40 protein-coding genes and 1 rRNA gene are annotated in these 24220 nt (G+C 45.3%); 39 read left to right on the forward strand and 2 right to left on the reverse strand.

The annotated features are described in order from the left end of the window. Positions 1–12 precede the first annotated feature (12 nt). The 35 genes from rplD to GUA98_RS28165 all read left to right on the forward strand — a co-directional run bounded on the left by rplD (position 13) and on the right by GUA98_RS28165 (position 19906). Positions 13–636 (forward strand): 50S ribosomal protein L4, encoded by a 624-nt coding sequence (rplD, locus tag GUA98_RS27995; protein ID WP_095293419.1) that lies wholly within the window; start codon positions 13–15, stop codon positions 634–636. Then, positions 636–926 carry a 50S ribosomal protein L23 gene (gene rplW, locus GUA98_RS28000; protein WP_024633586.1) on the forward strand — a complete coding sequence of 97 codons (291 nt, stop codon included), beginning with the start codon at positions 636–638 and terminating at the stop codon, positions 924–926. The genes rplD and rplW overlap by 1 nt, the downstream gene beginning before the upstream one ends. A 31-nt stretch (positions 927–957) precedes the next feature. Continuing rightward, on the forward strand, positions 958–1788 hold the full coding sequence (rplB, locus tag GUA98_RS28005) for a 50S ribosomal protein L2 (protein ID WP_095293418.1): 831 nt from the start codon (positions 958–960) through the stop codon (positions 1786–1788). Between the two features lie 71 nt (positions 1789–1859). Continuing rightward, positions 1860–2138: a 30S ribosomal protein S19 gene (gene rpsS / locus GUA98_RS28010; protein ID WP_095293417.1), complete on the forward strand. Its 279-nt coding sequence runs from the start codon at positions 1860–1862 to the stop codon at positions 2136–2138. 35 nt (positions 2139–2173) lie between these two features. Next, entirely contained in the window at positions 2174–2506 is a 333-nt protein-coding gene (gene rplV, locus GUA98_RS28015) for a 50S ribosomal protein L22 (RefSeq protein WP_095293416.1), read from the forward strand. 15 nt (positions 2507–2521) lie between these two features. After that, a complete protein-coding gene (gene rpsC, locus GUA98_RS28020) occupies positions 2522–3187 on the forward strand; it encodes a 30S ribosomal protein S3 (protein ID WP_090924673.1) in 666 nt (221 codons plus the stop codon). A 2-nt stretch (positions 3188–3189) separates the two neighbouring features. Next, on the forward strand, positions 3190–3624 hold the full coding sequence (gene rplP, locus GUA98_RS28025) for a 50S ribosomal protein L16 (protein WP_017692082.1): 435 nt from the start codon (positions 3190–3192) through the stop codon (positions 3622–3624). Beyond that, entirely contained in the window at positions 3614–3811 is a 198-nt protein-coding gene (gene rpmC, locus GUA98_RS28030; protein ID WP_017692083.1) for a 50S ribosomal protein L29, read from the forward strand. Before rplP ends, rpmC begins: the two co-directional genes overlap by 11 nt. A gap of 48 nt (positions 3812–3859) precedes the next feature. Further along, positions 3860–4126, forward strand: coding sequence for a 30S ribosomal protein S17 (rpsQ, locus tag GUA98_RS28035; protein ID WP_095293415.1), 267 nt, complete (start codon positions 3860–3862; stop codon positions 4124–4126). 35 nt (positions 4127–4161) lie between these two features. Continuing rightward, on the forward strand, positions 4162–4530 hold the full coding sequence (gene rplN, locus GUA98_RS28040; RefSeq protein ID WP_090905289.1) for a 50S ribosomal protein L14: 369 nt from the start codon (positions 4162–4164) through the stop codon (positions 4528–4530). A gap of 41 nt (positions 4531–4571) precedes the next feature. After that, positions 4572–4925, forward strand: a complete 354-nt coding sequence (gene rplX / locus GUA98_RS28045) for a 50S ribosomal protein L24 (RefSeq protein ID WP_024633578.1) — start codon at positions 4572–4574, stop codon at positions 4923–4925. A gap of 32 nt (positions 4926–4957) precedes the next feature. Further along, on the forward strand, positions 4958–5500 hold the full coding sequence (gene rplE, locus GUA98_RS28050; protein WP_095293414.1) for a 50S ribosomal protein L5: 543 nt from the start codon (positions 4958–4960) through the stop codon (positions 5498–5500). A gap of 74 nt (positions 5501–5574) precedes the next feature. After that, positions 5575–5760: a type Z 30S ribosomal protein S14 gene (locus GUA98_RS28055; RefSeq protein WP_009226651.1), complete on the forward strand. Its 186-nt coding sequence runs from the start codon at positions 5575–5577 to the stop codon at positions 5758–5760. A gap of 32 nt (positions 5761–5792) precedes the next feature. After that, the gene (rpsH, locus tag GUA98_RS28060) at positions 5793–6191 is read left to right on the forward strand and encodes a 30S ribosomal protein S8 (RefSeq protein ID WP_095293413.1); all 399 of its coding nucleotides are present in this window, start codon (positions 5793–5795) and stop codon (positions 6189–6191) included. 30 nt (positions 6192–6221) lie between these two features. Beyond that, positions 6222–6764 (forward strand): 50S ribosomal protein L6, encoded by a 543-nt coding sequence (gene rplF, locus GUA98_RS28065; protein ID WP_090924669.1) that lies wholly within the window; start codon positions 6222–6224, stop codon positions 6762–6764. A gap of 117 nt (positions 6765–6881) precedes the next feature. Then, complete coding sequence (rplR, locus tag GUA98_RS28070; RefSeq protein WP_095293412.1) at positions 6882–7250, forward strand: 50S ribosomal protein L18; 369 nt, start codon at positions 6882–6884, stop codon at positions 7248–7250. 27 nt (positions 7251–7277) lie between these two features. Further along, a complete protein-coding gene (rpsE, locus tag GUA98_RS28075) occupies positions 7278–7775 on the forward strand; it encodes a 30S ribosomal protein S5 (protein ID WP_017692091.1) in 498 nt (165 codons plus the stop codon). 12 nt (positions 7776–7787) lie between these two features. After that, the gene (gene rpmD / locus GUA98_RS28080; protein WP_017692092.1) at positions 7788–7973 is read left to right on the forward strand and encodes a 50S ribosomal protein L30; all 186 of its coding nucleotides are present in this window, start codon (positions 7788–7790) and stop codon (positions 7971–7973) included. A gap of 42 nt (positions 7974–8015) precedes the next feature. Then, positions 8016–8456: a 50S ribosomal protein L15 gene (gene rplO, locus GUA98_RS28085; RefSeq protein ID WP_153980058.1), complete on the forward strand. Its 441-nt coding sequence runs from the start codon at positions 8016–8018 to the stop codon at positions 8454–8456. Beyond that, positions 8456–9754, forward strand: a complete 1299-nt coding sequence (secY, locus tag GUA98_RS28090) for a preprotein translocase subunit SecY (RefSeq protein ID WP_095293410.1) — start codon at positions 8456–8458, stop codon at positions 9752–9754. The genes rplO and secY overlap by 1 nt, the downstream gene beginning before the upstream one ends. A gap of 90 nt (positions 9755–9844) precedes the next feature. After that, positions 9845–10489: an adenylate kinase gene (locus GUA98_RS28095; protein ID WP_095293409.1), complete on the forward strand. Its 645-nt coding sequence runs from the start codon at positions 9845–9847 to the stop codon at positions 10487–10489. 4 nt (positions 10490–10493) lie between these two features. Further along, the gene (gene map, locus GUA98_RS28100; RefSeq protein WP_153980057.1) at positions 10494–11246 is read left to right on the forward strand and encodes a type I methionyl aminopeptidase; all 753 of its coding nucleotides are present in this window, start codon (positions 10494–10496) and stop codon (positions 11244–11246) included. A gap of 10 nt (positions 11247–11256) precedes the next feature. After that, positions 11257–11565 carry a KOW domain-containing RNA-binding protein gene (locus tag GUA98_RS28105; protein WP_095293407.1) on the forward strand — a complete coding sequence of 103 codons (309 nt, stop codon included), beginning with the start codon at positions 11257–11259 and terminating at the stop codon, positions 11563–11565. Between the two features lie 3 nt (positions 11566–11568). Continuing rightward, a complete protein-coding gene (gene infA / locus GUA98_RS28110; protein WP_017692098.1) occupies positions 11569–11784 on the forward strand; it encodes a translation initiation factor IF-1 in 216 nt (71 codons plus the stop codon). A gap of 150 nt (positions 11785–11934) precedes the next feature. Further along, positions 11935–12048 (forward strand): 50S ribosomal protein L36, encoded by a 114-nt coding sequence (gene rpmJ / locus GUA98_RS28115; protein WP_003333770.1) that lies wholly within the window; start codon positions 11935–11937, stop codon positions 12046–12048. Between the two features lie 20 nt (positions 12049–12068). Continuing rightward, positions 12069–12437, forward strand: a complete 369-nt coding sequence (rpsM, locus tag GUA98_RS28120; protein ID WP_095293406.1) for a 30S ribosomal protein S13 — start codon at positions 12069–12071, stop codon at positions 12435–12437. A gap of 19 nt (positions 12438–12456) precedes the next feature. Continuing rightward, a complete protein-coding gene (gene rpsK, locus GUA98_RS28125; RefSeq protein WP_017692100.1) occupies positions 12457–12852 on the forward strand; it encodes a 30S ribosomal protein S11 in 396 nt (131 codons plus the stop codon). 136 nt (positions 12853–12988) lie between these two features. Next, entirely contained in the window at positions 12989–13933 is a 945-nt protein-coding gene (locus tag GUA98_RS28130; RefSeq protein WP_024633566.1) for a DNA-directed RNA polymerase subunit alpha, read from the forward strand. Between the two features lie 34 nt (positions 13934–13967). Then, positions 13968–14333 carry a 50S ribosomal protein L17 gene (rplQ, locus tag GUA98_RS28135; protein WP_017692102.1) on the forward strand — a complete coding sequence of 122 codons (366 nt, stop codon included), beginning with the start codon at positions 13968–13970 and terminating at the stop codon, positions 14331–14333. 158 nt (positions 14334–14491) lie between these two features. Then, positions 14492–15265 (forward strand): tRNA pseudouridine(38-40) synthase TruA, encoded by a 774-nt coding sequence (gene truA / locus GUA98_RS28140; RefSeq protein ID WP_193725096.1) that lies wholly within the window; start codon positions 14492–14494, stop codon positions 15263–15265. Positions 15266–15469: 204 nt separating this feature from the next. Then, on the forward strand, positions 15470–15907 hold the full coding sequence (gene rplM, locus GUA98_RS28145) for a 50S ribosomal protein L13 (protein ID WP_127540947.1): 438 nt from the start codon (positions 15470–15472) through the stop codon (positions 15905–15907). A 19-nt stretch (positions 15908–15926) separates the two neighbouring features. Next, positions 15927–16319, forward strand: coding sequence for a 30S ribosomal protein S9 (gene rpsI / locus GUA98_RS28150; protein WP_056697740.1), 393 nt, complete (start codon positions 15927–15929; stop codon positions 16317–16319). A gap of 629 nt (positions 16320–16948) precedes the next feature. After that, positions 16949–17641, forward strand: coding sequence for a phosphoadenylyl-sulfate reductase (locus tag GUA98_RS28155; RefSeq protein WP_193725097.1), 693 nt, complete (start codon positions 16949–16951; stop codon positions 17639–17641). Between the two features lie 329 nt (positions 17642–17970). Continuing rightward, positions 17971–18726 carry an N-acetylmuramoyl-L-alanine amidase CwlD gene (cwlD, locus tag GUA98_RS28160; protein ID WP_095293402.1) on the forward strand — a complete coding sequence of 252 codons (756 nt, stop codon included), beginning with the start codon at positions 17971–17973 and terminating at the stop codon, positions 18724–18726. Positions 18727–18805: 79 nt separating this feature from the next. Next, positions 18806–19906, forward strand: coding sequence for an Mrp/NBP35 family ATP-binding protein (locus GUA98_RS28165; RefSeq protein WP_095362275.1), 1101 nt, complete (start codon positions 18806–18808; stop codon positions 19904–19906). Between the two features lie 124 nt (positions 19907–20030). On the opposite strand, the gene gerD is transcribed toward GUA98_RS28165, so the two are convergent. Next, positions 20031–20804, reverse strand: coding sequence for a spore germination lipoprotein GerD (gene gerD, locus GUA98_RS28170; RefSeq protein WP_193725098.1), 774 nt, complete (start codon positions 20802–20804; stop codon positions 20031–20033). A 125-nt stretch (positions 20805–20929) separates the two neighbouring features. Here gerD and GUA98_RS28175 point away from each other — a divergent pair, with 125 nt between their 5' ends. After that, positions 20930–21547 (forward strand): KinB-signaling pathway activation protein, encoded by a 618-nt coding sequence (locus tag GUA98_RS28175; protein WP_095293399.1) that lies wholly within the window; start codon positions 20930–20932, stop codon positions 21545–21547. A 155-nt stretch (positions 21548–21702) separates the two neighbouring features. Here GUA98_RS28175 and pdaB read toward each other — a convergent pair whose 3' ends face one another. Continuing rightward, positions 21703–22479 carry a polysaccharide deacetylase family sporulation protein PdaB gene (pdaB, locus tag GUA98_RS28180; RefSeq protein ID WP_110756607.1) on the reverse strand — a complete coding sequence of 259 codons (777 nt, stop codon included), beginning with the start codon at positions 22477–22479 and terminating at the stop codon, positions 21703–21705. A 121-nt stretch (positions 22480–22600) separates the two neighbouring features. Here pdaB and GUA98_RS28185 point away from each other — a divergent pair, with 121 nt between their 5' ends. The 3 genes from GUA98_RS28185 to GUA98_RS28195 form a co-directional block, all read left to right on the forward strand. Beyond that, positions 22601–23218 carry a stage II sporulation protein M gene (locus tag GUA98_RS28185; protein WP_193725099.1) on the forward strand — a complete coding sequence of 206 codons (618 nt, stop codon included), beginning with the start codon at positions 22601–22603 and terminating at the stop codon, positions 23216–23218. 206 nt (positions 23219–23424) lie between these two features. Further along, positions 23425–23655 carry a hypothetical protein gene (locus GUA98_RS28190; RefSeq protein WP_095293396.1) on the forward strand — a complete coding sequence of 77 codons (231 nt, stop codon included), beginning with the start codon at positions 23425–23427 and terminating at the stop codon, positions 23653–23655. A gap of 501 nt (positions 23656–24156) precedes the next feature. Continuing rightward, a 16S ribosomal RNA gene (locus GUA98_RS28195) occupies positions 24157–24220 on the forward strand; the annotation flags it as partial.

Genomic DNA, 24220 nt, shown 5'->3' on the forward strand with positions numbered 1-24220 from the left:
GAGGAACACAAAATGCCAAAAGTATCAGTTTACAATGTAGATGGTAGCCAAGTGGGCGAAGTTGAACTGAACGATGCAGTATTCGGAGTAGAGCCGAACACTTCCGTTCTGTACGATGCAGTGCTTATGCAACGCGCTTCCCTTCGTCAAGGTACCCACAAAGTAAAAGGACGTTCTGAAGTACGTGGCGGTGGACGTAAGCCTTGGAAACAAAAAGGTACAGGTCGCGCTCGTCAAGGTTCGATTCGTTCTCCACAATGGAAAGGCGGCGGTATCGTATTTGGTCCGACACCACGGAGCTATGCGTACAAACTGCCTAAGAAAGTTCGCCGTCTGGCGATCAAATCAGCTCTTTCATCCAAAGTGCTCGACAATGACATTATCGTTTTGGACGCTCTTTCGCTGAGCACACCTAAAACAAAAGAATTTGCAGCCATCTTGAACAACTTGAAAGTTGGACGCAAAGCTTTGATCGTAGCTCCTAGCTATGATGATAATGTGGCTCTTTCCGCACGGAATATTCCTGGCGTGAAATTCGTAGCAGCTGACGGCATTAATGTTCTTGACGTGCTTGCGCACGACAAACTGATCATTACGAAAGAAGCAGTTCAGAAGGTAGAGGAGGTGCTCGCGTAATGAAGGATCCTCGTGATATTGTTAAACGTCCGATTATTACGGAACGTACTGCTGACATGATGAATGACTTGAAATATGTATTTGAAGTCGATATCCGTGCAAACAAAACCGAGATCAAAAAAGCCGTGGAAGCTATTTTCAACGTAAAAGTGAAAAACGTGAACACTCTTCGTGTTCCAGCTAAGCCTAAACGGTACGGACGTTATTCCGGATATACTAGCGAATGGAAAAAAGCGTTTGTAACACTGACACAAGACAGCAAAACGCTTGAGTTCTTTGAAACTGTATAATTGAAATTGTTGAAGTAAGGAGGGAAACCCAGTGCCAATCAAAAAGTATAAACCGACATCCCCGGCAAGACGGAACATGTCCGTATCTACATTTGAGGAAATCACCACAGATCAGCCGGAGAAATCGTTGTTGGCCCCACTGAGCAAAAAGGCTGGCCGCAACAACCAAGGTAAAATTACAGTTCGTCACCACGGTGGTGGACACAAACGTAAATACCGTATCATTGACTTCAAACGTACTAAAGATGGAATACCGGGCCGCGTTGCTACGATCGAGTATGACCCGAACCGTACATCGAACATCGCCCTGATCCACTATGCTGATGGTGAGAAACGTTACATCATCGCTCCTAAAGGATTGAAAGTTGGAGATCAAATCTTCTCCGGTCCTGAATCCGACATCAAAATCGGTAACGCACTGCCACTCGAAAACATTCCAGTAGGTACCGTTATCCACAACATCGAGTTGAAACCAGGTAAAGGCGGACAGTTGGTTCGTGCTGCTGGTACAGAAGCTCAATTGCTTGGTAAAGAAGAAAAATACGTTTCCGTTCGTCTCTCTTCCGGAGAAGTTCGTCGTATTCTGAAAGTTTGCCGTGCAACAATCGGTTCTGTTGGTAACCAAGACCACGAGCTCATCAAAATCGGTAAAGCCGGTCGTAGCCGTTGGTTGGGACAACGTCCTGAAGTTCGTGGTGTAGTAATGAACCCTAACGATCACCCACACGGTGGTGGTGAAGGTCGTGCTCCAATCGGACGTAAATCGCCAATGTCACCATGGGGTAAACCTACTCTTGGTTACAAAACGCGTAAGAAAAATAAAGCTTCTGATAAATACATCATTCGCCGCCGCACGAAGTAATACACACTGTGCATAACTTCGTGAGGCATCTGCGGATGCATAAACGCTACGTTTGAAGGGAGGATCTCCACATGGGTCGCAGTTTGAAAAAAGGGCCATTCATTGATGGCTACATGCTGAAAAAGGTAGAAGAGATGGACGCTTCCGGTAAAAAGAACGTTATCAAAACCTGGTCCCGTCGCTCTACAATTTTCCCACAATTCATCGGACACACATTCGGCGTATATGACGGACGTAAACACGTGCCAGTATACGTGACTGAGGACATGGTCGGACACAAATTGGGTGAGTTCGCTCCAACCCGTACGTACAAAGGCCATACTGATGATGACAAGAAAACAAGAAGATAAATGAACATCTTTAATGTTTGAGAGGAGGTTACACAATGGAAGCAAAAGCACATGCTAAGTTTATCCGGATTGCTCCTCGTAAAGTTCAACTCGTTGTTGACTTGATTCGCGGCAAGCAAGTTGGTGAGGCGGTTGCCATTCTCCGTCACACTCCGAAATCCGCTTCTCCAATCGTTGAGAAGTTGCTTAACTCCGCTATTGCGAATGCGGAACATAACTATTCTATGGATGTTAATAACTTGGTCATTTCGCAAGCTTACGTGAACCAAGGACCGACAATGAAACGTTTCCGCCCTCGTGCAATGGGACGTGCAAGTCGTATTAACAAACGTACTAGCCACATCACTTTGGTGGTATCTGAAAAGTAGAAGGAGGGAAAACGTGTGGGCCAAAAGGTAAATCCGGTCGGACTCCGTGTCGGAGTAATCCGTGACTGGGAATCTAAATGGTATGCAGGCAAAGACTTCGGTGATCTTTTGATGGAAGACGTGAAAATTCGTGAATTCCTGAAAAATAAATTGAAAGACTCCGCTATGTCTCGTGTTGAAATCGAGAGAGCGGCTAACCGCGTGAACGTAACGATTCACACAGCGAAACCAGGTATGGTAATCGGTAAAGGTGGATCTGAAGTTGAGAATCTTCGTAACCAAATTACGAAAATTGCTGGCGGTAAAAAAGTACACATCAACATCTCTGAAATTAAGAACCAAGACCTGGACGCAATCCTGGTAGCAGAAAGCATTGCACAACAACTGGAACGTCGCGTTTCTTTCCGTCGTGCTCTGAAACAAGCTATTCAAAGAACTATGCGCTCTGGTGCTAAAGGTATTAAAACTCAAGTGGGCGGACGTCTTGGCGGAGCTGAGATCGCACGTTCGGAAGGCTACAGCGAAGGAACTGTTCCACTGCACACGCTTCGTGCCGACATCGACTACGGTACAGCAGAGGCTCATACAACTTACGGCCGTATCGGCGTAAAAGTATGGATCTATCGTGGAGAGGTTCTTCCTACGGCTAAGAAACAAGCTGCTAAGGAAGGAGGCAACTAATCATGTTGGTACCAAAACGTGTAAAACACCGTAAGCAACAACGTGGACATATGAAAGGCCAAGCAAAAGGCGGAACTACGCTGAACTTTGGCGAATACGGTCTGCAAGCTACGGAACCGGCTTGGATTACGAACCGTCAAATCGAAGCGGCTCGTATTGCGATGACTCGTTACATCAAACGTGGTGGTAAAGTCTGGATCAAAATTTTCCCTGACAAACCAATCACTCAAAAGCCTCTCGAGGTTCGGATGGGTAGCGGTAAAGGTAACGTAGAAAAATGGGTTGCAGTTGTGAAACCAGGTAAGATCATGTTTGAACTTGCTGGTGTACCGGAGGAGATCGCACGCGAAGCGATGCGTCTTGCCGCTCACAAACTGCCAATCAAAACGAAGTTTGTGAAACGTGAAGAATTGGGTGGTGAAGCAAATGAAAGCTAGTGAATTTCGCAACCTAACCTCTGCTGAAATCGAGCAAAAGATTGCCGGATTTAAAGAAGAACTCTTTAACCTCCGCTTTCAACTCGCTACCGGTCAGCTGGATAACCCGACTCGAATCCGTGATGTGCGGAAAGAAATAGCTCGTGCTAAAACCATCATCCGTGAAAGAGAACTGGGTATCGGTTAATTAGAGGTCGGATATACATTCCGTCCGTAATCAGGAAGGAGGCCAACAATGAGCGAAGAACGTAACGCACGTAAAGTGCAAACTGGTAAAGTTGTTAGCGATAAAATGGATAAAACGATTGTTGTTGCTGTAGAAACTTACAAAAACCATAAATTGTACCATAAACGCATCAAGGTTACTAAAAAGTTCAAAGCGCATGACGAAGAAAACACTGCGAAAATCGGTGACACGGTGAAAATCATGGAGACTCGTCCGCTTTCGAAAGATAAACGCTGGAGACTTACTGAAATCGTAGAAAAAGCGGTTATCATCTAATGCATTATCAGCATAGCTGGAAGGAGGAATACTAAATGATTCAACCATTTACACGTTTGGCTGTAGCCGACAACTCCGGTGCGAAGGAACTGATGTGTATCCGCGTACTCGGCGGTACGGGACGTCGTACAGCACAAATCGGTGATCTGATCGTTTGTTCTGTAAAACAAGCAACACCAGGCGGCGTTGTCAAAAAAGGTGATGTAGTTAGAGCGGTTGTCGTTCGTACGAAACGTTCTGTACGTCGTAAAGACGGTTCCTACATCGGTTTTGATGAAAATGCAGCTGTTGTTGTAAAAGACGACAGAAGCCCACGTGGAACACGTATTTTCGGACCTGTTGCTCGTGAACTTCGCGAGAAAGACTTCATGAAAATCGTTTCCTTGGCCCCAGAGGTTATCTAATAGATTAAGCTCGTGATGTTTAGAAACAGGAGGTGTACGAAATGCCAAGAGTGAAAAAAGTTCTGGAATCCCATAACAACAAACTTCACGTTAAAAAAGAAGATACGGTTATGGTGATCAGCGGTAAAGACAAAGGTAAAAAAGGCCGTGTCATCGCTGCTTATCCTCGTGAGAACCGCGTCCTTGTGGAAGGTGTTAACATGATTAAAAAACACCAGAAGCCTAACCAGCAAAATCCGCAAGGCGGCATTATCGAGAAGGAAGCTCCGATTCACGTTTCCAACGTGATGCACATCGATCCAAAGAGCGGAAAAGTAACCCGTGTTGGTTACAAAGTGTTGGATAACGGAAAGAAAGTGCGCGTTGCTAAACGTTCCGGAGAAATTATCGACTAATTGAACCGAATGAGAAAGGAGGGCTATGATTCATGGCATCAAGAATGAAAGAACGTTACCTGCAAGAAATCGCTCCTGGTTTGATGCAGAAGTTTAACTATACAACGGTAATGCAAGTGCCTAAAATCGAGAAAATCGTTATCAACATGGGTGTGGGCGACGCTGTCCAAAACTCTAAAGTGTTGGATTCCGCAGTAAACGATTTGCAACTGATCGCGGGTCAAAAACCTGTAATCACTCGTGCTAAGAAATCTATCGCAGGTTTCAAACTGCGTGAGAACATGCCTATCGGTGTGAAAGTTACATTGCGCGGCGAGCGTATGTACTACTTCCTCGATAAATTGTTCAACGTTACATTGCCTCGTGTCCGCGACTTCCGCGGTGTATCGAGCAAAGCGTTCGACGGACGTGGTAACTACACACTGGGTCTGAAAGAACAATTGATCTTCCCAGAGATCGAGTATGATAAAGTAGACAAAGTCCGCGGTATGGACATTGTTATTGTAACAACGGCGAAAACAGACGAAGAGTCCCGTGAGTTGCTCACGCAACTGGGAATGCCTTTCGTAAAATAAAGTTGGCATAACGTTTCCGGGTGTCTGGAAGGACTCCCTTTTCTCCGAAATTATTTAGGAGGTGTCAGGCTAAAGTGGCAAAAACTTCGATGAAAGTTAAACAACAACGCACACCAAAGTTTAAAGTACGTGCTTATACACGCTGTGAGCGTTGCGGACGTCCACATTCGGTGCTGCAAAAGTACAAAATTTGCAGAATTTGCTTCCGTGAATTAGCTTATAAAGGCCAGATTCCTGGCGTGAAAAAAGCAAGCTGGTAAAAAGTCCTGAACGGGAAGGAGGTTAACTCACAATGACTATGTCTGATCCAATTGCAGATATGCTTACTCGTATTCGTAACGCGAACACTGTTCGTCACGAAACAGTAGAAATGCCTGCTTCGACAATGAAAAAACAAATCGCCGATATCCTGAAGCGTGAAGGTTTCATCCGTGACGCTGAAGTTATCGATGATAACAAACAAGGGATTATCCGTGTTTTCCTGAAATACGGTCAAAATAACGAGCGCGTTATCACTGGTCTGAAAAGAATCAGTAAACCTGGTCTTCGTGTTTACACGAAAAGCAACGAAGTACCTCGTGTACTTGGTGGCCTGGGTATCGCGATCATCTCGACATCCAAAGGTGTTATGACGGACAAAGAAGCTCGTCAATCTAAATCCGGCGGAGAAGTCGTTTGCTACGTTTGGTAATATAACGTCACAAGATAGGAGGTGCAACATATGTCTCGTATTGGTCGCAAACCAATTACAGTACCAAGTGGTGTGGACATCACACTGGACAACACCGTTATTACGGTAAAAGGACCAAAAGGAACTCTGACTCGTGAACTTCATAAAGACATGAAGGTTACAGTTGAGAACAACGAAATTACAGTTGTGCGTCCTTCCGATAACAAAACTCACCGTTCTTTGCACGGCACAACGCGCAGCGTTGTAAGCAACATGGTGAGCGGCGTTACTGAAGGATTCGCAAAATCTCTGGAGTTGGTTGGGGTCGGATATCGTGCAAGCAAATCCGGAGATAAAATCGTTCTGAACGTTGGATACTCTCACCCGGTTGAAATTACACCGGAAGCGGGAATTGAATTCGAAGTTCCTTCGAATACAAAAATCATCGTTCGCGGGATCGACAAAGAGCGCGTAGGTGCTTACGCTGCTAAAATCCGTTCCGTTCGTGAACCTGAGCCGTACAAAGGTAAAGGTATTAAATATGAAGGCGAGCGTATCATCCGTAAGGAAGGTAAAGCCGGTAAGAAGAAATAAGATTTCTCTTACCGCCTTTGCGCGGCTTTCGGCTTGCTTGCTTCGTGTGTTTCTAATATACCCCGTGGCTTCCGGTTTGAAGCCAGCGAGGTAACCTGAAAGGAGTGAATCCCTGAGATGATTACGAAACAAGATAAAAACAAGGCTCGTCTGAAAAGACACCTGCGTGTTCGTAAGAAAATCCAAGGAACGGCAGCACGTCCTCGTTTGAACGTATTCCGTTCTGGTAAACATATGTACGCTCAAATTATCGATGACGTAGCTGGTGTAACGATCGCTTCCGCGTCTACTGTAGACAAAGAACTGAGCAGCGACATCAAAAACGGCGCTTCTGTTGAGTCAGCTCGTAAAGTTGGCGAACTCGTTGCAAAACGTGCGAAAGACAAAGGCGTTTCTAACATCGTATTTGACCGTAGCGGATATCTGTACCATGGTCGTATCGCAGCATTGGCTGAAGCGGCTCGTGAAGCAGGACTTGAGTTTTAAGATATTTTTCAAAAGGAGGTTAACGACTTGCGTGTAGATCCGAATACTTTGGAACTGACTGAAAGAGTTGTAAATATTAATCGCGTAGCTAAAGTAGTAAAAGGCGGACGCCGTTTCAGCTTTAGCGCACTGGTTGTAGTCGGCGACGGCAACGGCTGGGTTGGAGCTGGTATCGGTAAAGCGGGCGAAGTACCTGATGCAATTCGCAAAGGTATTGAAGATGCTAAGAAAAACCTTGTACACGTTCCACTCGTAGGAACATCGATTCCTCACTTGGTAACAGGTAAGTTCGGCGCAGGACGCGTTCTGTTGAAACCAGCATCTGAAGGTACTGGTGTTATCGCTGGTGGTCCTGTACGTGCGGTTCTCGAACTTGCTGGTGTAGGTGACATTTTGACAAAATCTCTGGGTTCTTCGAATTCCATGAACATGGTCAATGCGACTTTGGAAGGTTTGTCCCGTTTGAAGCGTGCTGAAGACGTGGCTAAACTGCGCGGAAAATCCGTCGAAGAGCTTCTGGGTTAAGGAGGGAATCTCATGGCTAAATTGGAAATTACCCTCGTCCGCAGCTTGATCGGACGTCCGGAGACGCAAAGAACAACTGTGAAAACATTGGGCTTGCGCAAAATCAACAGCAAAGTGGTTCAAAACGATAATCCAGCCATTCGTGGTATGATTAACAAAGTAAGTCACTTGGTAGCTGTTAAAGAAGTAGAAGCTTAATACGGGATATTCCCATAAATCTTTAAGGAGGTGCAACGAACGATGAAGTTACATGAGCTTTCCCCAGCTCCTGGATCCCGCAAAGAGCGTAAACGTGTTGGTCGCGGTCCAAGTAGTGGTACGGGTAAAACATCAGGTCGCGGTCACAAAGGACAAAACGCTCGTTCCGGCGGTGGTGTACGTCCGGGCTTCGAAGGTGGACAAAATCCATTGTATCGTCGCTTGCCAAAACGTGGTTTCGTAAACCCAACTCGCAAGGAATATGCGGTTGTGAATATTGAAGACCTGAACAGTTTTGCTGCGGGTACTGAAGTAACTCCAGAATTCTTGATGACGAACGGCGTAGTTAAAAACGCTAAATCCGGAATCAAGATCCTGGGTAACGGTGAAGTCACTGTGAAGCTGACTGTTAAAGCTAACAAGTTTTCTCAATCTGCGGTGGAGAAAATTGAAGCTGCCGGCGGTACAACCGAGGTGATTTAATGTTCAAGACCCTAAAGAATATCTGGCGGGTTGAAGATCTGCGCAAAAGGGTATTATTTACCCTTTTTGTACTGATCATTTACCGCATCGGATCCTTCGTTCCAGTACCTGGAGTAAACAAAGAGGTTTTCGAAGCGACAAATTCTGCGGGTAAAGAAGTTTTTGGACTTCTCAATACGTTCTCGGGTGGAGCACTGTTCCAGTTCTCGATCTTTGCACTCGGGATCGTACCTTACATCACTGCGTCTATCATAGTACAGTTGCTTTCCATGGACGTTATCCCTAAGTTAGCGGAATGGGCTAAGCAAGGTGAACAAGGTAAGAAAAAATCAGCTCAGCTGACTCGTTATTTAACGATCGGTCTGGCATTGATTCAAGCGTTTGGTACGTCGATCGGATTCAACCGCTTGTACAATACAGAAATGGTGCCTAACGCCACTTTTGCTGATTATATCTTGATCGCGATTGTACTTACGGCCGGTACTTCATTCCTGATGTGGCTTGGTGAGCAGATCACCGAGAAGGGCATAGGAAACGGGATTTCGATTTTGATCTTTGCGGGTATCCTTTCAACGGTGCCTAACATTATCAAACAGACAATCGAGTCCGACTTCATTCAACCTGATCAGTTGTTCATGAACATCCTTAAAGGTGTAATCGTCGCAATTGTTATTGTGTTGATTATCATCGGTGTCATTTACATTCAGCAGGCGATTCGGAAAATTCCTGTACAGTACGCGAAACGCGTCGTAGGTAACAAAATGTACGGTGGACAGAATACACACATCCCGCTGAAGATTAACGCAGCAGGTGTTATCCCTGTCATCTTTGCTTCATCTCTGTTGATGTTCCCAACGATTATCGCCAACTTCTGGGCTGATCGTTTATGGGCACAGTGGATCGGACAAAATCTGACTACTCATAAACCTCTGGGTATGTTATTGTATGTCGTGATGATCTTCGGTTTCACTTTCTTCTATACTTTCGTACAGATGAATCCACAGCAGATGGCTGATAATATGAAAAAGAACGGCGGTTACATCCCAGGCATTCGCCCGGGTAAAGCAACCGAGAAATATCTGACCCGTGTCATGACTCGTTTGACAATGGCCGGAGCCATCTTCTTGGCAGTCATTTCCGTTCTGCCTGTATTCTTAGGGGCACTTTCTGGTTTGCCTCAATCGGCGCAAATTGGAGGAACGTCTCTCCTGATCGTTATCGGTGTTGCGCTCGATACCATGAAGCAAATCGAAAGCCAATTGATCAAACGCCACTACAAAGGTTTTATCAATAAATAGGCAATAGGTACCGGTCAAGCTAAGATTTACTTGCCGGCACCTATTGTGCTGTTTGTTGATGTAGGGTAGTCTTGGAGGGAGTGACATAACGTGAACATCCTATTCATGGGCCCTCCGGGGGCAGGAAAAGGAACACAAGCAGACGTCATCGTGAAAGAGTTCGGTATTCCCCACATTTCAACAGGCGATGCATTTCGTCTGGCGATTAAACAGGGAACTCCCATTGGCCTGAAAGCCAAGGAATATATGGATCAAGGATTGCTTGTACCAGATGATGTAACCATCGGCATCGTTGAAGAACGGTTGCAGCAGCCTGACTGCAGAGAAGGTTTCCTCTTGGATGGCTTTCCAAGAACCTTGTCTCAAGCAGAAGCGCTTGATGGCATCCTGGACCGACTGAACTCAGGTCTCGATCATGTAATCAACCTGAAAGTGGACCGCGACAAATTGCTGGCTCGTTTGACGGGTCGTCGCATTTGCAAAAACTGTGGCGCCACTTATCATGTCGTATTCAATCCGCCTAAGCAGGAAGGTATTTGTGATAAATGCGGCGGCGAGTTGTACCAACGCTCGGATGATAACGAAGAGAGCGTAGGAACCCGTCTTGACGAATATATCAACAAAACAGCACCACTCCTCACGTTTTATGAGAACAAAGGTCTTCTTCGTCAAATGAACGGAGAACAGGATATTGATCAAGTCTCTCAAGAGATCGTGTCCTTACTGCGAGGTTAATTGAATGATCATTGGTAAGTCCGAAACGGAACTGGGCTTGATGAGGGAAGCAGGGAGAATCGTTGCGGAAACGCATCGTCTCTTGGCAGAGCATATCGCTCCCGGTATTACGACTGGAGAACTTGACCATATGGCCGATCAATACATTCGCAGTCAAGGAGCTGTGCCGTCTTTCAAAGGTTATAACGGTTTTCCTGCCAGTGTGTGCGCTTCAGTAAATGAAGAGTTGGTGCATGGATTTCCCGGCAAACGCAAGTTGAACGAGGGCGATATCGTTACGTTTGACATTGGCGCGCAGTACCAGGGGTATCATGGAGATTCTGCCTGGACTTATCCGGTCGGCCGTATTTCCGAAGAAGCCCGTCGTCTTCTGGACGTTACCGAGGCTTCGTTATACGCAGGTCTGGCGCTGGTTAAACCGGACATTCGCTTGTTTACTATATCTCATGCGATTCAGAAATATATTGAGGATGCCGGTTTTTCGGTAGTTCGGGAATATGTCGGTCACGGCATAGGAGCGGATCTGCACGAAGAACCTCAAATTCCGAACTATGGTCTTCCTGATCGAGGACCACGGCTTAAAGCGGGCATGGTGCTGGCCATAGAGCCGATGGTTAACGCAGGTAGCCGGTATGTGAAAACGTTGGAAGATAACTGGACTGTCGTTACTGTTGATGGATCGTTATGTGCCCACTTTGAACACACCGTAGCAGTTACACCAGAAGGCATGGAAATTTTCACAAAACTGAATGCGTAGGTGATGAGGCATGAATAATCAGTCTAATCCGCAGCTCGGTCAACTTGTGAAGATCCGTAAAGGCCGCAATGCGGACCAAGCCGCGGTAATTGTTGCTATAGCGGACAGTAGGTTCGTGTATATAGCGGATGGAGACAAACGTAAGTTTGATCAACCCAAGAAGAAGAATATTCTTCATCTGGAGCTCCAGCCGATGATCAGCAGCGAGGTTGTAAACAGTTTAAACGAGAGTGGTCGGGTGACAAACGGAAAGCTCCGCTATGCGGTTCATTCGTTTCTGGAATCCACCAACATTCAAGCTGAAGAGAAAGGAGACTGACTAATGGCCAAGGAAGATGTCATTGAAGTGGAAGGCACGGTTCTTGAACCGCTGCCGAATGCAACATTCAAGGTTGAGCTTGAGAACGGTCATCAAATTCTCGCTCACGTTTCCGGCAAGCTGCGGATGCACTTTATCCGTATCCTGACTGGTGACAAAGTAGTTGTTCAGTTATCGCCTTATGATCTGACAAAAGGACGTATAACTTACCGTAAATAGTAGTAGACAGTTGCAATGAACTGTGAAGCTTGAAGCGGGTTTTGCCCGGCAAAACTTGCGAAAGCTTCGAAGCCGGTTTTACAATGGTAAAACGAGGTCAATGCTTACGAAGAGAGTTTTGCTAAGCAGAACTTTGAGGAGGTAATTCACATGAAGGTAAGACCTTCGGTCAAACCGATTTGCGAAAAATGCAAAGTCATTCGCCGCAAAGGGAATGTTATGGTTATCTGTGAAAATCCGAAACACAAACAAAAACAAGGTTAATGAAGGGGGTGTAGCGTAAAATGGCACGTATAGCTGGTGTGGATTTGCCACGTGATAAGCGCGTTGAGATCGCCTTGACTTATATTTTCGGAATCGGTAAAACGACTTCCCAGAAAATTCTGAGCTCTACAGGCATCAATCCGGACACTCGTGTTCGTGATTTGACGGAAGATGAAGTCAGCAAATTGCGTGAAAGTATCGACAAAGAGGTCAAAGTAGAAGGTGACCTGCGTCGTGAAATCTCTTTGAATATTAAACGTTTGACGGAGATCGGTTGTTACCGTGGAGTTCGTCATCGTCGTGGTCTGCCTGTTCGTGGACAACGTACGAAAACGAATGCTCGTACTCGTAAAGGTCCTCGTCGTACAGTAGCGAACAAGAAGAAATAATAAGGGGGGATAAGAGAAAATGGCTAAACCGAAAAAAGTCGTACGTACTAAACGTCGTGACCGTAAAAATATTGAATCTGGCGTGGCACATATCCGTTCCACTTTCAATAACACTATCGTTACCATTACGGATCCTCACGGAAACGCAATTTCGTGGGCAAGCTCCGGCGGCCTCGGATTCAGAGGTTCCCGTAAATCGACTCCGTTTGCTGCACAAATGGCTGCTGAGACTGCTGCCAAAGCTGCAATGGAACATGGGATGAAAGCCGTTGAGGTTATGGTTAAAGGACCAGGCGCAGGCCGTGAAGCAGCGATCCGCTCTTTGCAAGCTGCAGGTCTGGAAGTTAACCTGATCAAAGACGTAACTCCAGTCCCACACAACGGATGCCGTCCTCCAAAACGTCGTCGTGTCTAATGAGATTTGCCCCTGCGTGTGGTATAAATCCAGCACAATCTGCTAATAATGGTTGTTTAGGCATACTACTACATGTTTTCGCAAGAGAAGGTAAATGTTTCATAGAGGACCGACGTTTTGAAGGAGGGGTATTGCAGTGATTGAAATCGAAAAGCCGAAAATTGAGACGGTTGACGTCAACGATGATGGCACCTATGGGAAATTCGTAGTAGAACCGCTGGAGCGCGGATACGGAACGACGCTTGGAAACTCGCTTCGCCGAATCTTGCTCTCGTCACTGCCGGGTGCGGCAGTGTCTTCGGTTCAAATCGATGGCGTTCTGCATGAATTTGCTACAGTTCCTGGCGTAATGGAAGATGTAACGGAGATTATTCTTAACCTGAAAGCTTTGTCGCTTAAAATTCATTCGGATGAGGAGAAAGTGCTCGAGATTGATGCTGAAGGCGAAGGAGCAATCACGGCTGGAGATATCCGTGCGGATTCCGATGTGGAAATCCTTAACCCGGATCTGCACATTGCTACGCTCGGACCAGGTTCGAGACTTCACATGCGTATTTTTGCCAATCGCGGTCGCGGCTACGTCCAGGCAGATCGGAATAAACGCGATGACCAGCCGATCGGCGTCATCCCAGTCGATTCCATCTTCACACCGATCAGCCGCGTTAACTACGCTGTGGAAAATACGCGTGTTGGCCAAGTAACCAACTATGACAAGCTCACGTTGGAAGTTTGGACAGACGGAAGTATTCGTCCTGAAGAGGCTGTAAGCCTCGGCGCTAAAATTTTGACCGAGCACTTGATGCTCTTCGTGGGTCTTACAGACGAAGCGAAAGACGCTGAGATTATGGTCGAAAAAGAAGAAGACAAAAAAGAAAAAGTACTCGAAATGACGATCGAAGAGCTGGATCTCTCTGTTCGTTCCTACAACTGCCTGAAACGTGCCGGTATTAATACCGTGCAAGAGCTGACTACGAAAACCGAAGAAGACATGATGAAAGTCCGTAACCTCGGACGCAAGTCTTTGGAAGAAGTTCAAGAGAAGCTCGAAGAATTGGGTCTGGGACTCCGTACAGAAGAATAGACAGCTGAGTGCTTGAAGTGAAGGAGGGAAAACAATGGCATACCAAAAGTTGGGCCGTAATTCCAGCGCACGTAAAGCTTTGTTCCGTGACCTGGTAACCGACCTGTTCTTGTACGAGCGCATTCAGACAACTGAAGCGAAAGCAAAAGAGGTTCGCTCTATTGCTGAAAAACTGATCACTAAAGCGAAAAAGGGAGATCTTCATGCCCGTCGCCAAGTGGCAGCTTATGTTCGCCGCGAAACTATCGATGGTGAGCAAGATGCAATCCAAAAACTGTTTAGCGAATTGTCCGGTCGTTACGCTGAGCGTCCAGGTGGATACACTCGTATCCTTAAACTGGGACCTCGTCGTGGTGACGCAGCGCCTATGGTTTACTTGGAACTGGTTGACCGCGCGTAAAACAGATGAGATGAGGAAAGGGGACAGAGTCGTTGATTCTGGATTAACCCTTTTTTTCACTTCATTTCGGAATTCGTGCTGTAATAGAAGCTCCGGAAGGGGCTTCTTTTGCTGTTCGGGGTAGGGTATGTATAGTATGGAACAAAGGTGTGGTAATGATGCGCAACTTGTGCATGACGCTTGCTTATGATGGCACTGCTTATTATGGCTTCCAGGTACAGCCGGGGGGGAATACCATTCAGGATCATCTTGAAGATGCCATTCGTGCATTGACAGGTGAGACGGTAAAGATAACGGGGTCTGGTAGAACTGACGCGGGTGTTCATGCTCGCAGGCAGATCTTCAACTTTGCTACCGAATCTCAAATCCCGATTGAACGATGGTGTATTGCACTTAATTCTAGATTACCCTCTGATATTGTTGTGATTGATGCGATAGAGGTACCGCTTGAGTTTCATTCTCGTTATGCAGCAAAAACGAAGACGTACCGCTATACGATCAATGCAAATCAATTTCCGGATGTATTCGACAGAAGGCTGCAATACCATCATCATGCCAGGTTGGACGTAACTGCAATGCAGGAGGGGCTTCGTCATTTTATTGGTACGTATGATTTCACCTCCTTTGCTTCTCGCAAGTCTCAGAAAGACAATCATATACGTTCGGTATACGACGCATGGATAGAGGTTGACCGTTCAATGTGCAGAGATCATCCGCGCGATCAGGGAGTCATTCATATTTATGTGAGCGGCAACGGCTTTTTGCAGCATATGGTTCGCATTATTGTAGGTACACTGCTGGAGATCGGAGAGGGCAAACGGAAAGCCTCTGATGTACCGAATATGATTGCCGCATGTAATCGCTCTGCTGCAGGACCAACTGCGGTAAGCTGCGGTTTAATGCTCTGGGATCTTGAATACAAAAAAGATTAAATTTGGTGAGTGAAAAGCTTAATTAACACTTGCGATTTAACCTCCTATCATGTAATATAAAAGTTGTGTTTTCTTAATGGCTTTCCCACAGCCCCAATTAAGAGGTTCACATCGCAACAACTATCCATCAACACCTAAAGTTATCACTTAATGAACGAAGATAAATGAAAATGAGATTTTGAACATTTTAAGGAGGAACTTTTCATGCGTACAACGTACATGGCGAAGCCTAACGAAGTTGAGCGCCAATGGCACATCATTGATGCCGAAGGCAAAACGCTCGGACGTTTGGCGAGCGAAGCAGCTGCTTTGATCCGCGGCAAACACAAGCCACAATTCACTCCACATGTGGACACTGGCGATTTCGTAGTTATCATCAATGCGGAGAAGATCGTATTGACTGGTAAAAAAATGCAAGACAAGAAATACTACCGTCACTCGATGCACCCAGGTGGTTTGAAAGTAACTTCTGCAGAAGACATGGTTAAAAACAAACCGGAACGTATGTTGGAATTGGCTGTTCGCGGTATGCTTCCTAAAACTCGCATGGGCGAGAAAATGAAGCTGAGACTTAAAGCGTACAGAGGCACTGAGCATCCACATGCAGCACAAAAACCAGAAGTTTACGAACTTCGCGGTTAATTAAAAGGAGGACAGTTTCATGGCACAAGTACAATACTATGGGACAGGTCGTCGTAAACATTCGGTAGCTCGTGTTCGCCTTGTACCGGGTGAAGGACGCATTGTCATCAATAAACGTGATATTAATGAATACTTCGGTTTGGAAACACTCAAACTGATCGTAAAACAACCACTGACTTTGACAGAAACGCTTAGCAATTATGACGTTTTGGTTATCGCTCATGGTGGCGGAATCTCCGGTCAAGCTGGAGCAATCCGTCATGGTATCTCCCGCGCTCTGCTCAAAGCAGATCCAGAATACCGTGCTTCCCTGAAAAAAGCAGGATTCCTGACTCGTGACCCACGGATGAAAGAACGTAAAAAATACGGTCTCAAAGCCGCTCGTCGCGCTCCTCAGTTCTCCAAACGTTAATATGCCTTACAAGCCTCTGGCCTCGGTCAGGGGTTTTTTGTTGTCTATAAGACATGGATTAGTTATCCTATTTCCATAGGATGCCCAGACAATTTTTCATATGTATGTGTTCTAAGATCTAATGTGATAACACTCGGCTTATTTCTTATCTTAAATTTGACTGAGGATAGTTCTTACAAGACAGGTTATGCGAGGTCATAATCATCAGTTTTTCTTATGAATTCAATAAATGTTACTTACATGTGTGCACAGAGAATTCAAATTTTTTCTTGCACGGTTGGTCCCTTTGTATCTCGTATTTGGTTTTGTAACGAGTAATATCAATACGAACTTTAGTCCTGTTTAATCCAAAAAAACCAGAAGGGACAAAGAATTTCACATTTTGCTTAACGAATTGGACCTAATAACTTCTAGCCTGCTTAAATTAGTTGCAATGAAATTTATTGAGAGAGAATCGAAATGTTTACAAAATGATTGGCAATCCACACACCAAAATGGGCTGCAAAGGAATCATTTTACCATGCGGCAGGCCATTGACATCCCCCCTGAAAGATTTATACTATACATAATTCAGATTAGATTGGTCGGCATTAAAGTTTTCGGGAAAAGCAGAATGGGGGAAATTCAGAATGAACTTGTTGGAAAAAGAAGAACTCGCTCGGGTGAAAGCAGAAGAATTGGAAAATGCAAGCCCCGAGGATATTATACGTTACGCTGTTGAGACATTCCCAAATATCACTTTTGCATGCAGCTTTGGTGCAGAGGATGTTGTACTTGTAGATATGCTTCAGAAGATCAGTCCATCTACGGATGTTTTTTATCTGGACACTGATTTTCATTTCAAGGAAACGTATGAGACTCGTGATCTTATGAAAGAGAAATACAATATGGATTTTGTGCGTGTTTCTCCTAAAATTACGCCTGAAGAGCAGGCGTCCCAACATGGAGAGGAATTGTGGAAATCCGATCCTAATGCTTGCTGTAATATTCGCAAGGTTGAGCCGCTAACACGTATTCTTTCGAAGTATGATGCATGGATCACGGGAATTCGCAGAGATCAAGCACCGACTCGTGCTAATGCGAAGAAGGTGGAATACGATACGAAGTTTGGACTTATGAAATTTAACCCGATCGCTCATTGGACTTCTGAGGATGTGTGGGATTATATTCGGGCTAATAACGTCGTATACAACCCTCTCCATGATCAGAACTATCCGAGCATTGGTTGTGAACATTGCACCCGTCAAGTTATGCCAGGTGAAGATCCGCGTGCAGGACGATGGTCCGGCAATGATAAAACAGAATGCGGACTTCATAAATAAAGTATTCGAAATAGCGGGAACATTCTTTAGAGCTTACATTATAGCTTTGAGCTTATCTCTATCGAACCACCACTATGAAGAGAAATTAGGGAGCTGACAAAATGACATCTCTTCTGCCTCTATGACGTTATCCGTTACAAAAGTGCGTGGTCAGCTCCTTGATGGAAAGCCCGTGATGGAGAGTGCCCGCCACCAGAATTTACTCATCCTGAGGTAGCAGAAGTGATGATTAAGGGAATGGCGGAGCAAGTCCGCTCCTAACGGTATATTTGTCCATCTTGTCCCATATAGATGATTAGAGTCATTTATAGGGACGAGGTGTTTTTTTTATGCGTAAAAATATGGGGAAGCATTTTGTGGTATGGATCCGGTTGCGTACTGTCAAGCGTGTGCTGCTAAGCCTCTGTCTACTTGCGATGTTGGTGGCTGTGGTGACGTATGAGCTTCCTTCATCCAAGACGTCCGGATATTGGGGGCTGCCACTGGCAGGCAAAGTCATCGCGATTGATGCAGGGCACGGTGGACCAGACGGGGGGGCTGTGAGCAAGCAGGGGGTCATTGAGAAGGATATCAATTTGTCGATTGCTTTGTATGTACGGGATTATCTGCAGCAAGCTGGAGCACTGGTGGTCATGACACGAGAGATTGACACAGATCTTGCAGAGGCAGATACCAGAGGATATTCCAAACGGAAGACAGAAGATCTCAAGCAGAGAGTAAGACGAATTGAAGACAAGCAGGCAGATCTGTTTATCAGCATTCACATGAACAGTGTCCCTTCGAACCGCTGGAGTGGCGCACAGGTCTTTTATACACCCAACCACCCGGACAATGAAGGATTGGCCAATCTGTTGCAGCAAGAGATGATACGTAATCTAGAGAATACAGATCGAATTGCAAAAACGGTAAATACCGTATATCTGCTTCAAGCATTGAAAATTCCTTCTGCGCTCGTAGAAGTTGGTTTCTTATCTCATCCGGATGAGGCACGTCTTCTTGCCGATGAAGCATATCAGCGTAAAGTAGCCGCTTCCATTTACAATGGAATATTGAGGTATTCCTCGGGGGAACGTCCCAAAAGTTAGTTACAAAGAGAAGGAGAATGTTATAATTAACACAGCATACCTAATTACATGCCAATAGATAAAGCTGAGGTGCTGTCTGATGATATCCAAAGAACAGATACTTGAACTATTGCAACCTTTACAGGAACCACAATTGGGAGTGAGTCTGACCGAGCTTCAATGGATTCGTGATGTCATGGTAAAAGAAAATCATGTGGCACTGACCATTGTTACATTGGACAATCAGACTGAGGATACAACTGCTCTTAGTGACGCCGCACGTAACCTATTGTCTCAACATGGGATTCAGGATGTACATATACGCCTGCGTGCAGCATCAGAACATGAACGAGAGAGTGTGAATGCAGGACAACCAGGGAATGAGCAGAATGACGAGGAAGTGCTTGTAAAAGGCCATGCAGCAGGTCTGGATGGTCATGAGTTATTAAGCCCTGAATCGGGTGTTCGCTATATTGCAGTAGCCAGCGGCAAAGGTGGGGTAGGTAAATCTACAGTCACAGTGAATCTGGCGGCTGCCCTCGCTCGGCAAGGTAAAAAAGTTGGATTAATTGATGCGGACATCTATGGTTTCAGTGTACCTGATATGATGGGGATTGAAGAATACCCTGTTGTAGAGGATGGAATCATTCAGCCGGTTGAGCGTTTCGGTGTGAAAGTGATGTCGATGGGATTTTTCATTCGTGAAAATAATCCTGTAATCTGGCGTGGTCCCATGCTGGGTCGCATGCTGCGTCAGTTCTTCACAGATGTAAATTGGGGTGAACTGGACTACATGCTGCTTGATTTGCCTCCAGGCACAGGTGACGTAGCCCTGGATGTGCATCAAATGCTGCCACAGAGCAAGGAGATCATTGTGACAACGCCGCATGCAACAGCAGCATTTGTAGCCGCGAGAGCGGGGGCTATGGCGATTCAGACCGAGCATGAGCTGCTGGGTGTGGTTGAGAACATGGCTTACTACGAATGTGGCAAATGTGGGGAGAAAGACTATGTCTTTGGTCGTGGGGGCGGCGGACGTCTCGCGGAAAGCCTGCATACAGAGCTGCTCGCACAGATTCCTCTCGGTTCACCCGACAATCATCCATCGGAGCCTGATTTCTCGCCATCTGTATATAAGGCTGATACACGTATCGGTGCCATATACGATGAAGTAGCGCAGGCAATTGAGACCAAGTTTTAACATATTGAAAAAAATCAACACAACATCAAAAAGCCTGCATCCATCGGATGCGGGCTTTTATGGCATATAACATGTTCGCTTTCCTCAAATGAGGATTAACTGTAAATCAACTATCTTACTGGTATTATGATCCTCCGCCACCTCCGGAGTCACCACCGCTACCTCCATCTCCACTGTCGCCGCCGCCACTTTCGCCCTCTTGGCCGCCGCCCCCCTCTTGTTGTCCGCCTTGTTCCTGTCCGCCGGATTCAACTTTCGGTTGCAGCTCTTCCTGAACCACTTTTTTAAGTAGTGTCAGCACTTCCATTCGGAATAATGGATTCTGCATGACTTCCTGCATGACTGTCATGGTCTGTTTGCGGTACTCCGGTGTTTTGGTCATGTCCATAAACATTTTGGATACTTCTGGAGACTTCATGATATCCCCAACCGATTTCTGATACGTGGGATCTTTGATCAACTGCATATGCAGCTGCTTGCTTTGCGAGTTAATAGCTTTGGCAAATTCACTTGCAAATTGTGGATCTGTCATGATTTTCTCGAATTCCTTTTGGTACTCGGGAGCCGTGATGGTATCTTTAACAGCAATACGTATTTGTTCTGAAGATTGCATGGGCATTAACATTTTCATACCGATGGTTCCAGACCCGCCACCCGATCCGCCGCCACTTTGTTCGGAATCTCCACCTTCGCCGCCACCCCCGGAGGAACTTTGGCCAGTTAGAGCTTCTTCGACAGCCTTCTTGCCTTCATCACTTTTCAGAATATCCACGACCATCGTTTTCATCTCTTTATAACTGCCCTGAGGAGGCGAAGAATTCTGATCTGAACCGCAGCCGGCAAGCATGACGGATAGCCCCAATACGGCGCAGCTTAGCTGCCACAAAGGCCGTTTCATGTGCATAACCCCTCCTTGATTAGATACTGCTTGTAGTATGTGATGGGCAAGCACTAAATATGTTGAATGGTGATGGTTTTTTGCTGAGAAGGTTGGTAAAATAAACTCTCGGGGGTGGAAAACATTTGAATTTACGTAAATGGTTTTTCCTATTTTGGACAGCCTTACTTATCGGAGCAGCCGGATCGCTAGTAACAGGTCTCATTATGATGCTGGTGAACGGAGAGAGAACGAACGGAATTATCGATTTTCTGCTGTATCTCCTGATTTTGTTTGGATCAGGGGTGATGATTAGTGTGTATTCTCAGATGGGTTTTTTCGCTTACTTGATACTGAATTATATGGGCAAAGGTGTATTTCCAAAACGCGGCTGGCAGATCGTTCAGCTTGTTTTAACCGTACTGGCTTTACTTGACGTCATGTTTTTGCGTTTGTTCGTTGGAGGCGGACGAGAGCGTCTGTCCGACATCGTACTTGGAATCATTATTTTGGCAGCCGCAATTGTTACCGCTTACGTGAAAGTGAAAAAGACACATATTTCGGCAATGGTCCCAACGCTCTTTTTCATGATTGCAGTAACCGTGGTGGAGACGATCGGTGTGCTCCGAATCGATGTAAATGCCGCTACTACCTTTATTGTGGTCCCGTTACTGGCATGTAATGCATATCAAATGTTAATATTACATAAGCTGGTGGATGGTTCTGCAGAGCAGGCCGTGAGCGGGAGAACGGAGCAAGCATAAGAAGGACGGCTATTCTGGATCTTTTAATAAAACGCGAAAAAGAGCTAACCTGGTTAGCTCTTTTCATTTATCTCTGCCAATATCTCTGCCAATGTGATATTTAACCTTCAGAATGGAATATACAGCCTATAGTTTAACCGTGAATATTGTGAGTTCTATTGAGCACTGGCTTGATCCCGGACTTCGGTACCTTTGGCACTGGAATGATTCAGCAGTTCGGAGACGGTTACGAATTCATATCCCTGGTTTCTTAATTTATCGATAATGACGGGCAGTGCTTCATGAGTTTGTTTGGAAGAATCGCTCGCATGTAGAAGTACGATATCTCCAGGGTGCGCTTTGCTGACTACCCGATCTACGATGGTTTGTACACCTGGATTCTTCCAATCCTGTGAGTCGGTATCCCATTGAACGACTTGGTAGTTAAGACTGCTGGCTACTTGAAGTACGCGCTTGTCAAAATCCCCATTGGGCAGACGAAGCAGATTCGGTTCTTTTCCCGTTAAATCGGTTAAAATGCTATGAGCTGTTGAAATTTCCTTGCGAATTTCTTCTTCGGTCATGCTGCTGTAATTATCGTGCTTATGTCCGTGGCTGCCAATTTCGTATCCCGCTTCCTTGATGGAGGTTACAATCTCGGGGTGTGTCTTGCTCCAAGGGGAGGATAAGAAGAAGGTAGCCTTCTCTACTTTGTTATCCTGCAGCACTTTAAGGATTGGTTCCGTGCGCTTATCGCCCCAGCTAATATCAAATGTAAGTGCAATTACTTTTTTCTCTGTTGGTACGTTGTAGACAGCCGACGGTGCATCCTCCGAGAATACTGAAACATTGCCGCTTTCCAGATAAATAATCCCGATAGCAAAGACGGCAGCAGCCAGCACAATCAGGAAACGTTTAATCTTTTTGCCGCTAAATACATAGAACGAGTTCATTTCAATAAGCGCCCCTCTCCCATAAGAAATGCTTGTTTACTCTCCAATGTATGCTCGTACAGCGCAGTTATTCGCATGAGAAATTTGTTTGTCCATCAACTTCAGTCATTAGGAGGTTACCATGTTAAAATTCAGTACATTTCTACGAGATCTTAGATCCATTCGTAACGCATTAATCTGGTCGGTCATATTGTTTGTTGCAGGGATAGGAGCTGGATGGGTAAGTACAGGGCCGTTACAGGACATATTAATGAACCAGATAGGCGGACTTCAAGAAGTAAGCAGACAGCTCGAACAGAGCGGAAATGTGCAATGGAATTTCTTTATCTTTATCTTTTTTAATAATGCCATCAAAAGTGTACTCGTGATCTATGCAGGAATTTTCTTTGGCGTATTGCCTGTTATCTTTTTAGTAATTAACGGAATGGTTATCGGTTTCCTAGTGCATATCACCACAGATAATGGGGCCAGCTTTTTTGATATCGTGGTAAAGGGGCTTTTACCACACGGAATTATAGAAATTCCCGTTATTATCATTGCCTGTGCTTTTGGTCTCAAGTTTGGGGGACTGGCATCCAGAAGCCTTATTGAACTTGGGAGTGCTAAACGTCAGGGGTTAGGAAAACAGTGGGAGACTTTTTTGAAGAGGACGTTAACGGCGTCGTGCTGGGTTATTATCCTGCTGTTTATTGCAGCCATTATCGAAAGTACGATTACCTTCAGTATTGTGCGTGGATAAATTTGTATGGAATGACATTCATAAATTTTCAGAAAGTTGACCATAACAATAAAACGGGTTTCAGCAATCCCTTAGGTAAGAGAATTTATAACCCATAGGGGCTGGAATCGGCGCGTCTAATATAGCCCTGACTTTAGAGAGTGCAGGATTCAATATACAAATATAAAGGCGCGCCTTATCCATATGCAGAAAAAGGAGAACTCTTAATGCTGGGTATGCTGTTTAACGAGAAGGAATGTAAGGAACTCGATTATGTGTTACGTAAAGAGCTGGATGAGATGTTGTTTGACCTCAGTGATAATCGCCTCGACCAGGAGATCAAATACGCTATAGCGAGTAGATACAAAACAGTATTCCGCATGTATGCTCGATTCGCTCCGCCGAAGGAGCTGTCCAAATACGCAAGAAGTGGCAAACTCAAAAAGTCTAAGCCGTAAGAAGCATGGTACAGAGCTTAAAACACGCAGTATTAATTGATGAGCGAGGTGCGGCCTACTGCAGCCAGAGCTGTACCTCTATAACTACCTAGGACGCATCTATGAATGGAATAACATGAATGATATCAAATTGTCGAAAAAGGGTTGACCTATTGGTTTAGATATGATAAATTAATTTTCGTTCCTTTTTAGGACAAACCACTAAAACAAGTACCAAGCAGCAGAAGGAAAGAATAACATTCCTGAAAAAAGTACTTGCAAAGTGGAAGAGAACATGATATATTATAAAAGTCGCCGCTGAAAACGACGACAACATGGAAAACAGCAACAAACTGAATGTTTGATCTTTGAAAACTGAACAACGAGTGAGTAACGATCTTACTTTGTAAGATCGAAAAGCTGAGAAATTGGTACAAGTCATCTGACTGTATGATTTCGAAGTGAACATGAGATTTTTAATCTCGTCAGATTCAAAATGAGCTAATCGCTCTTTTCAATACTTTATTGGAGAGTTTGATCCTGGCTCAGGACGAACGCTGGCGGCATGCCTAATACATGCAAGTCG

It is taken from the genome of Paenibacillus sp. P13VS, assembly GCF_015143645.1.
In the GTDB taxonomy this organism is placed as follows: Bacteria; Bacillota; Bacilli; order Paenibacillales; family Paenibacillaceae; genus Paenibacillus; species Paenibacillus xylanilyticus_A.

What these genes read in the sequence shown, in the direction of transcription:
- GUA98_RS28185 (WP_193725099.1), top strand. Translation starts at nt 22,601, where the DNA reads ATGTTAAAATTCAGTACATTTCTACGAGATCTTAGATCCATTCGTAAC.
- rplN (WP_090905289.1), top strand. Translation starts at nt 4,162, where the DNA reads ATGATTCAACCATTTACACGTTTGGCTGTAGCCGACAACTCCGGTGCG.
- map (WP_153980057.1), top strand. Translation starts at nt 10,494, where the DNA reads ATGATCATTGGTAAGTCCGAAACGGAACTGGGCTTGATGAGGGAAGCA.
- rpmD (WP_017692092.1), top strand. Translation starts at nt 7,788, where the DNA reads ATGGCTAAATTGGAAATTACCCTCGTCCGCAGCTTGATCGGACGTCCG.
- rpsQ (WP_095293415.1), top strand. Translation starts at nt 3,860, where the DNA reads ATGAGCGAAGAACGTAACGCACGTAAAGTGCAAACTGGTAAAGTTGTT.
- GUA98_RS28155 (WP_193725097.1), top strand. Translation starts at nt 16,949, where the DNA reads ATGAACTTGTTGGAAAAAGAAGAACTCGCTCGGGTGAAAGCAGAAGAA.
- GUA98_RS28190 (WP_095293396.1), top strand. Translation starts at nt 23,425, where the DNA reads ATGCTGGGTATGCTGTTTAACGAGAAGGAATGTAAGGAACTCGATTAT.
- rpsK (WP_017692100.1), top strand. Translation starts at nt 12,457, where the DNA reads ATGGCTAAACCGAAAAAAGTCGTACGTACTAAACGTCGTGACCGTAAA.
- rplW (WP_024633586.1), top strand. Translation starts at nt 636, where the DNA reads ATGAAGGATCCTCGTGATATTGTTAAACGTCCGATTATTACGGAACGT.
- rplP (WP_017692082.1), top strand. Translation starts at nt 3,190, where the DNA reads ATGTTGGTACCAAAACGTGTAAAACACCGTAAGCAACAACGTGGACAT.
- gerD (WP_193725098.1), bottom strand. Translation starts at nt 20,804, where the DNA reads ATGAAACGGCCTTTGTGGCAGCTAAGCTGCGCCGTATTGGGGCTATCC.
- rpsH (WP_095293413.1), top strand. Translation starts at nt 5,793, where the DNA reads ATGACTATGTCTGATCCAATTGCAGATATGCTTACTCGTATTCGTAAC.
- rpsI (WP_056697740.1), top strand. Translation starts at nt 15,927, where the DNA reads ATGGCACAAGTACAATACTATGGGACAGGTCGTCGTAAACATTCGGTA.
- rplR (WP_095293412.1), top strand. Translation starts at nt 6,882, where the DNA reads ATGATTACGAAACAAGATAAAAACAAGGCTCGTCTGAAAAGACACCTG.
- rplX (WP_024633578.1), top strand. Translation starts at nt 4,572, where the DNA reads ATGCCAAGAGTGAAAAAAGTTCTGGAATCCCATAACAACAAACTTCAC.
- rplQ (WP_017692102.1), top strand. Translation starts at nt 13,968, where the DNA reads ATGGCATACCAAAAGTTGGGCCGTAATTCCAGCGCACGTAAAGCTTTG.
- rplM (WP_127540947.1), top strand. Translation starts at nt 15,470, where the DNA reads ATGCGTACAACGTACATGGCGAAGCCTAACGAAGTTGAGCGCCAATGG.
- rpsM (WP_095293406.1), top strand. Translation starts at nt 12,069, where the DNA reads ATGGCACGTATAGCTGGTGTGGATTTGCCACGTGATAAGCGCGTTGAG.
- infA (WP_017692098.1), top strand. Translation starts at nt 11,569, where the DNA reads ATGGCCAAGGAAGATGTCATTGAAGTGGAAGGCACGGTTCTTGAACCG.
- GUA98_RS28105 (WP_095293407.1), top strand. Translation starts at nt 11,257, where the DNA reads ATGAATAATCAGTCTAATCCGCAGCTCGGTCAACTTGTGAAGATCCGT.
- rplF (WP_090924669.1), top strand. Translation starts at nt 6,222, where the DNA reads ATGTCTCGTATTGGTCGCAAACCAATTACAGTACCAAGTGGTGTGGAC.
- rpmC (WP_017692083.1), top strand. Translation starts at nt 3,614, where the DNA reads ATGAAAGCTAGTGAATTTCGCAACCTAACCTCTGCTGAAATCGAGCAA.
- truA (WP_193725096.1), top strand. Translation starts at nt 14,492, where the DNA reads ATGCGCAACTTGTGCATGACGCTTGCTTATGATGGCACTGCTTATTAT.
- rplV (WP_095293416.1), top strand. Translation starts at nt 2,174, where the DNA reads ATGGAAGCAAAAGCACATGCTAAGTTTATCCGGATTGCTCCTCGTAAA.
- rplD (WP_095293419.1), top strand. Translation starts at nt 13, where the DNA reads ATGCCAAAAGTATCAGTTTACAATGTAGATGGTAGCCAAGTGGGCGAA.
- GUA98_RS28165 (WP_095362275.1), top strand. Translation starts at nt 18,806, where the DNA reads ATGATATCCAAAGAACAGATACTTGAACTATTGCAACCTTTACAGGAA.
- rpsS (WP_095293417.1), top strand. Translation starts at nt 1,860, where the DNA reads ATGGGTCGCAGTTTGAAAAAAGGGCCATTCATTGATGGCTACATGCTG.
- rplE (WP_095293414.1), top strand. Translation starts at nt 4,958, where the DNA reads ATGGCATCAAGAATGAAAGAACGTTACCTGCAAGAAATCGCTCCTGGT.
- pdaB (WP_110756607.1), bottom strand. Translation starts at nt 22,479, where the DNA reads ATGAACTCGTTCTATGTATTTAGCGGCAAAAAGATTAAACGTTTCCTG.
- rpmJ (WP_003333770.1), top strand. Translation starts at nt 11,935, where the DNA reads ATGAAGGTAAGACCTTCGGTCAAACCGATTTGCGAAAAATGCAAAGTC.
- cwlD (WP_095293402.1), top strand. Translation starts at nt 17,971, where the DNA reads ATGCGTAAAAATATGGGGAAGCATTTTGTGGTATGGATCCGGTTGCGT.
- rplO (WP_153980058.1), top strand. Translation starts at nt 8,016, where the DNA reads ATGAAGTTACATGAGCTTTCCCCAGCTCCTGGATCCCGCAAAGAGCGT.
- secY (WP_095293410.1), top strand. Translation starts at nt 8,456, where the DNA reads ATGTTCAAGACCCTAAAGAATATCTGGCGGGTTGAAGATCTGCGCAAA.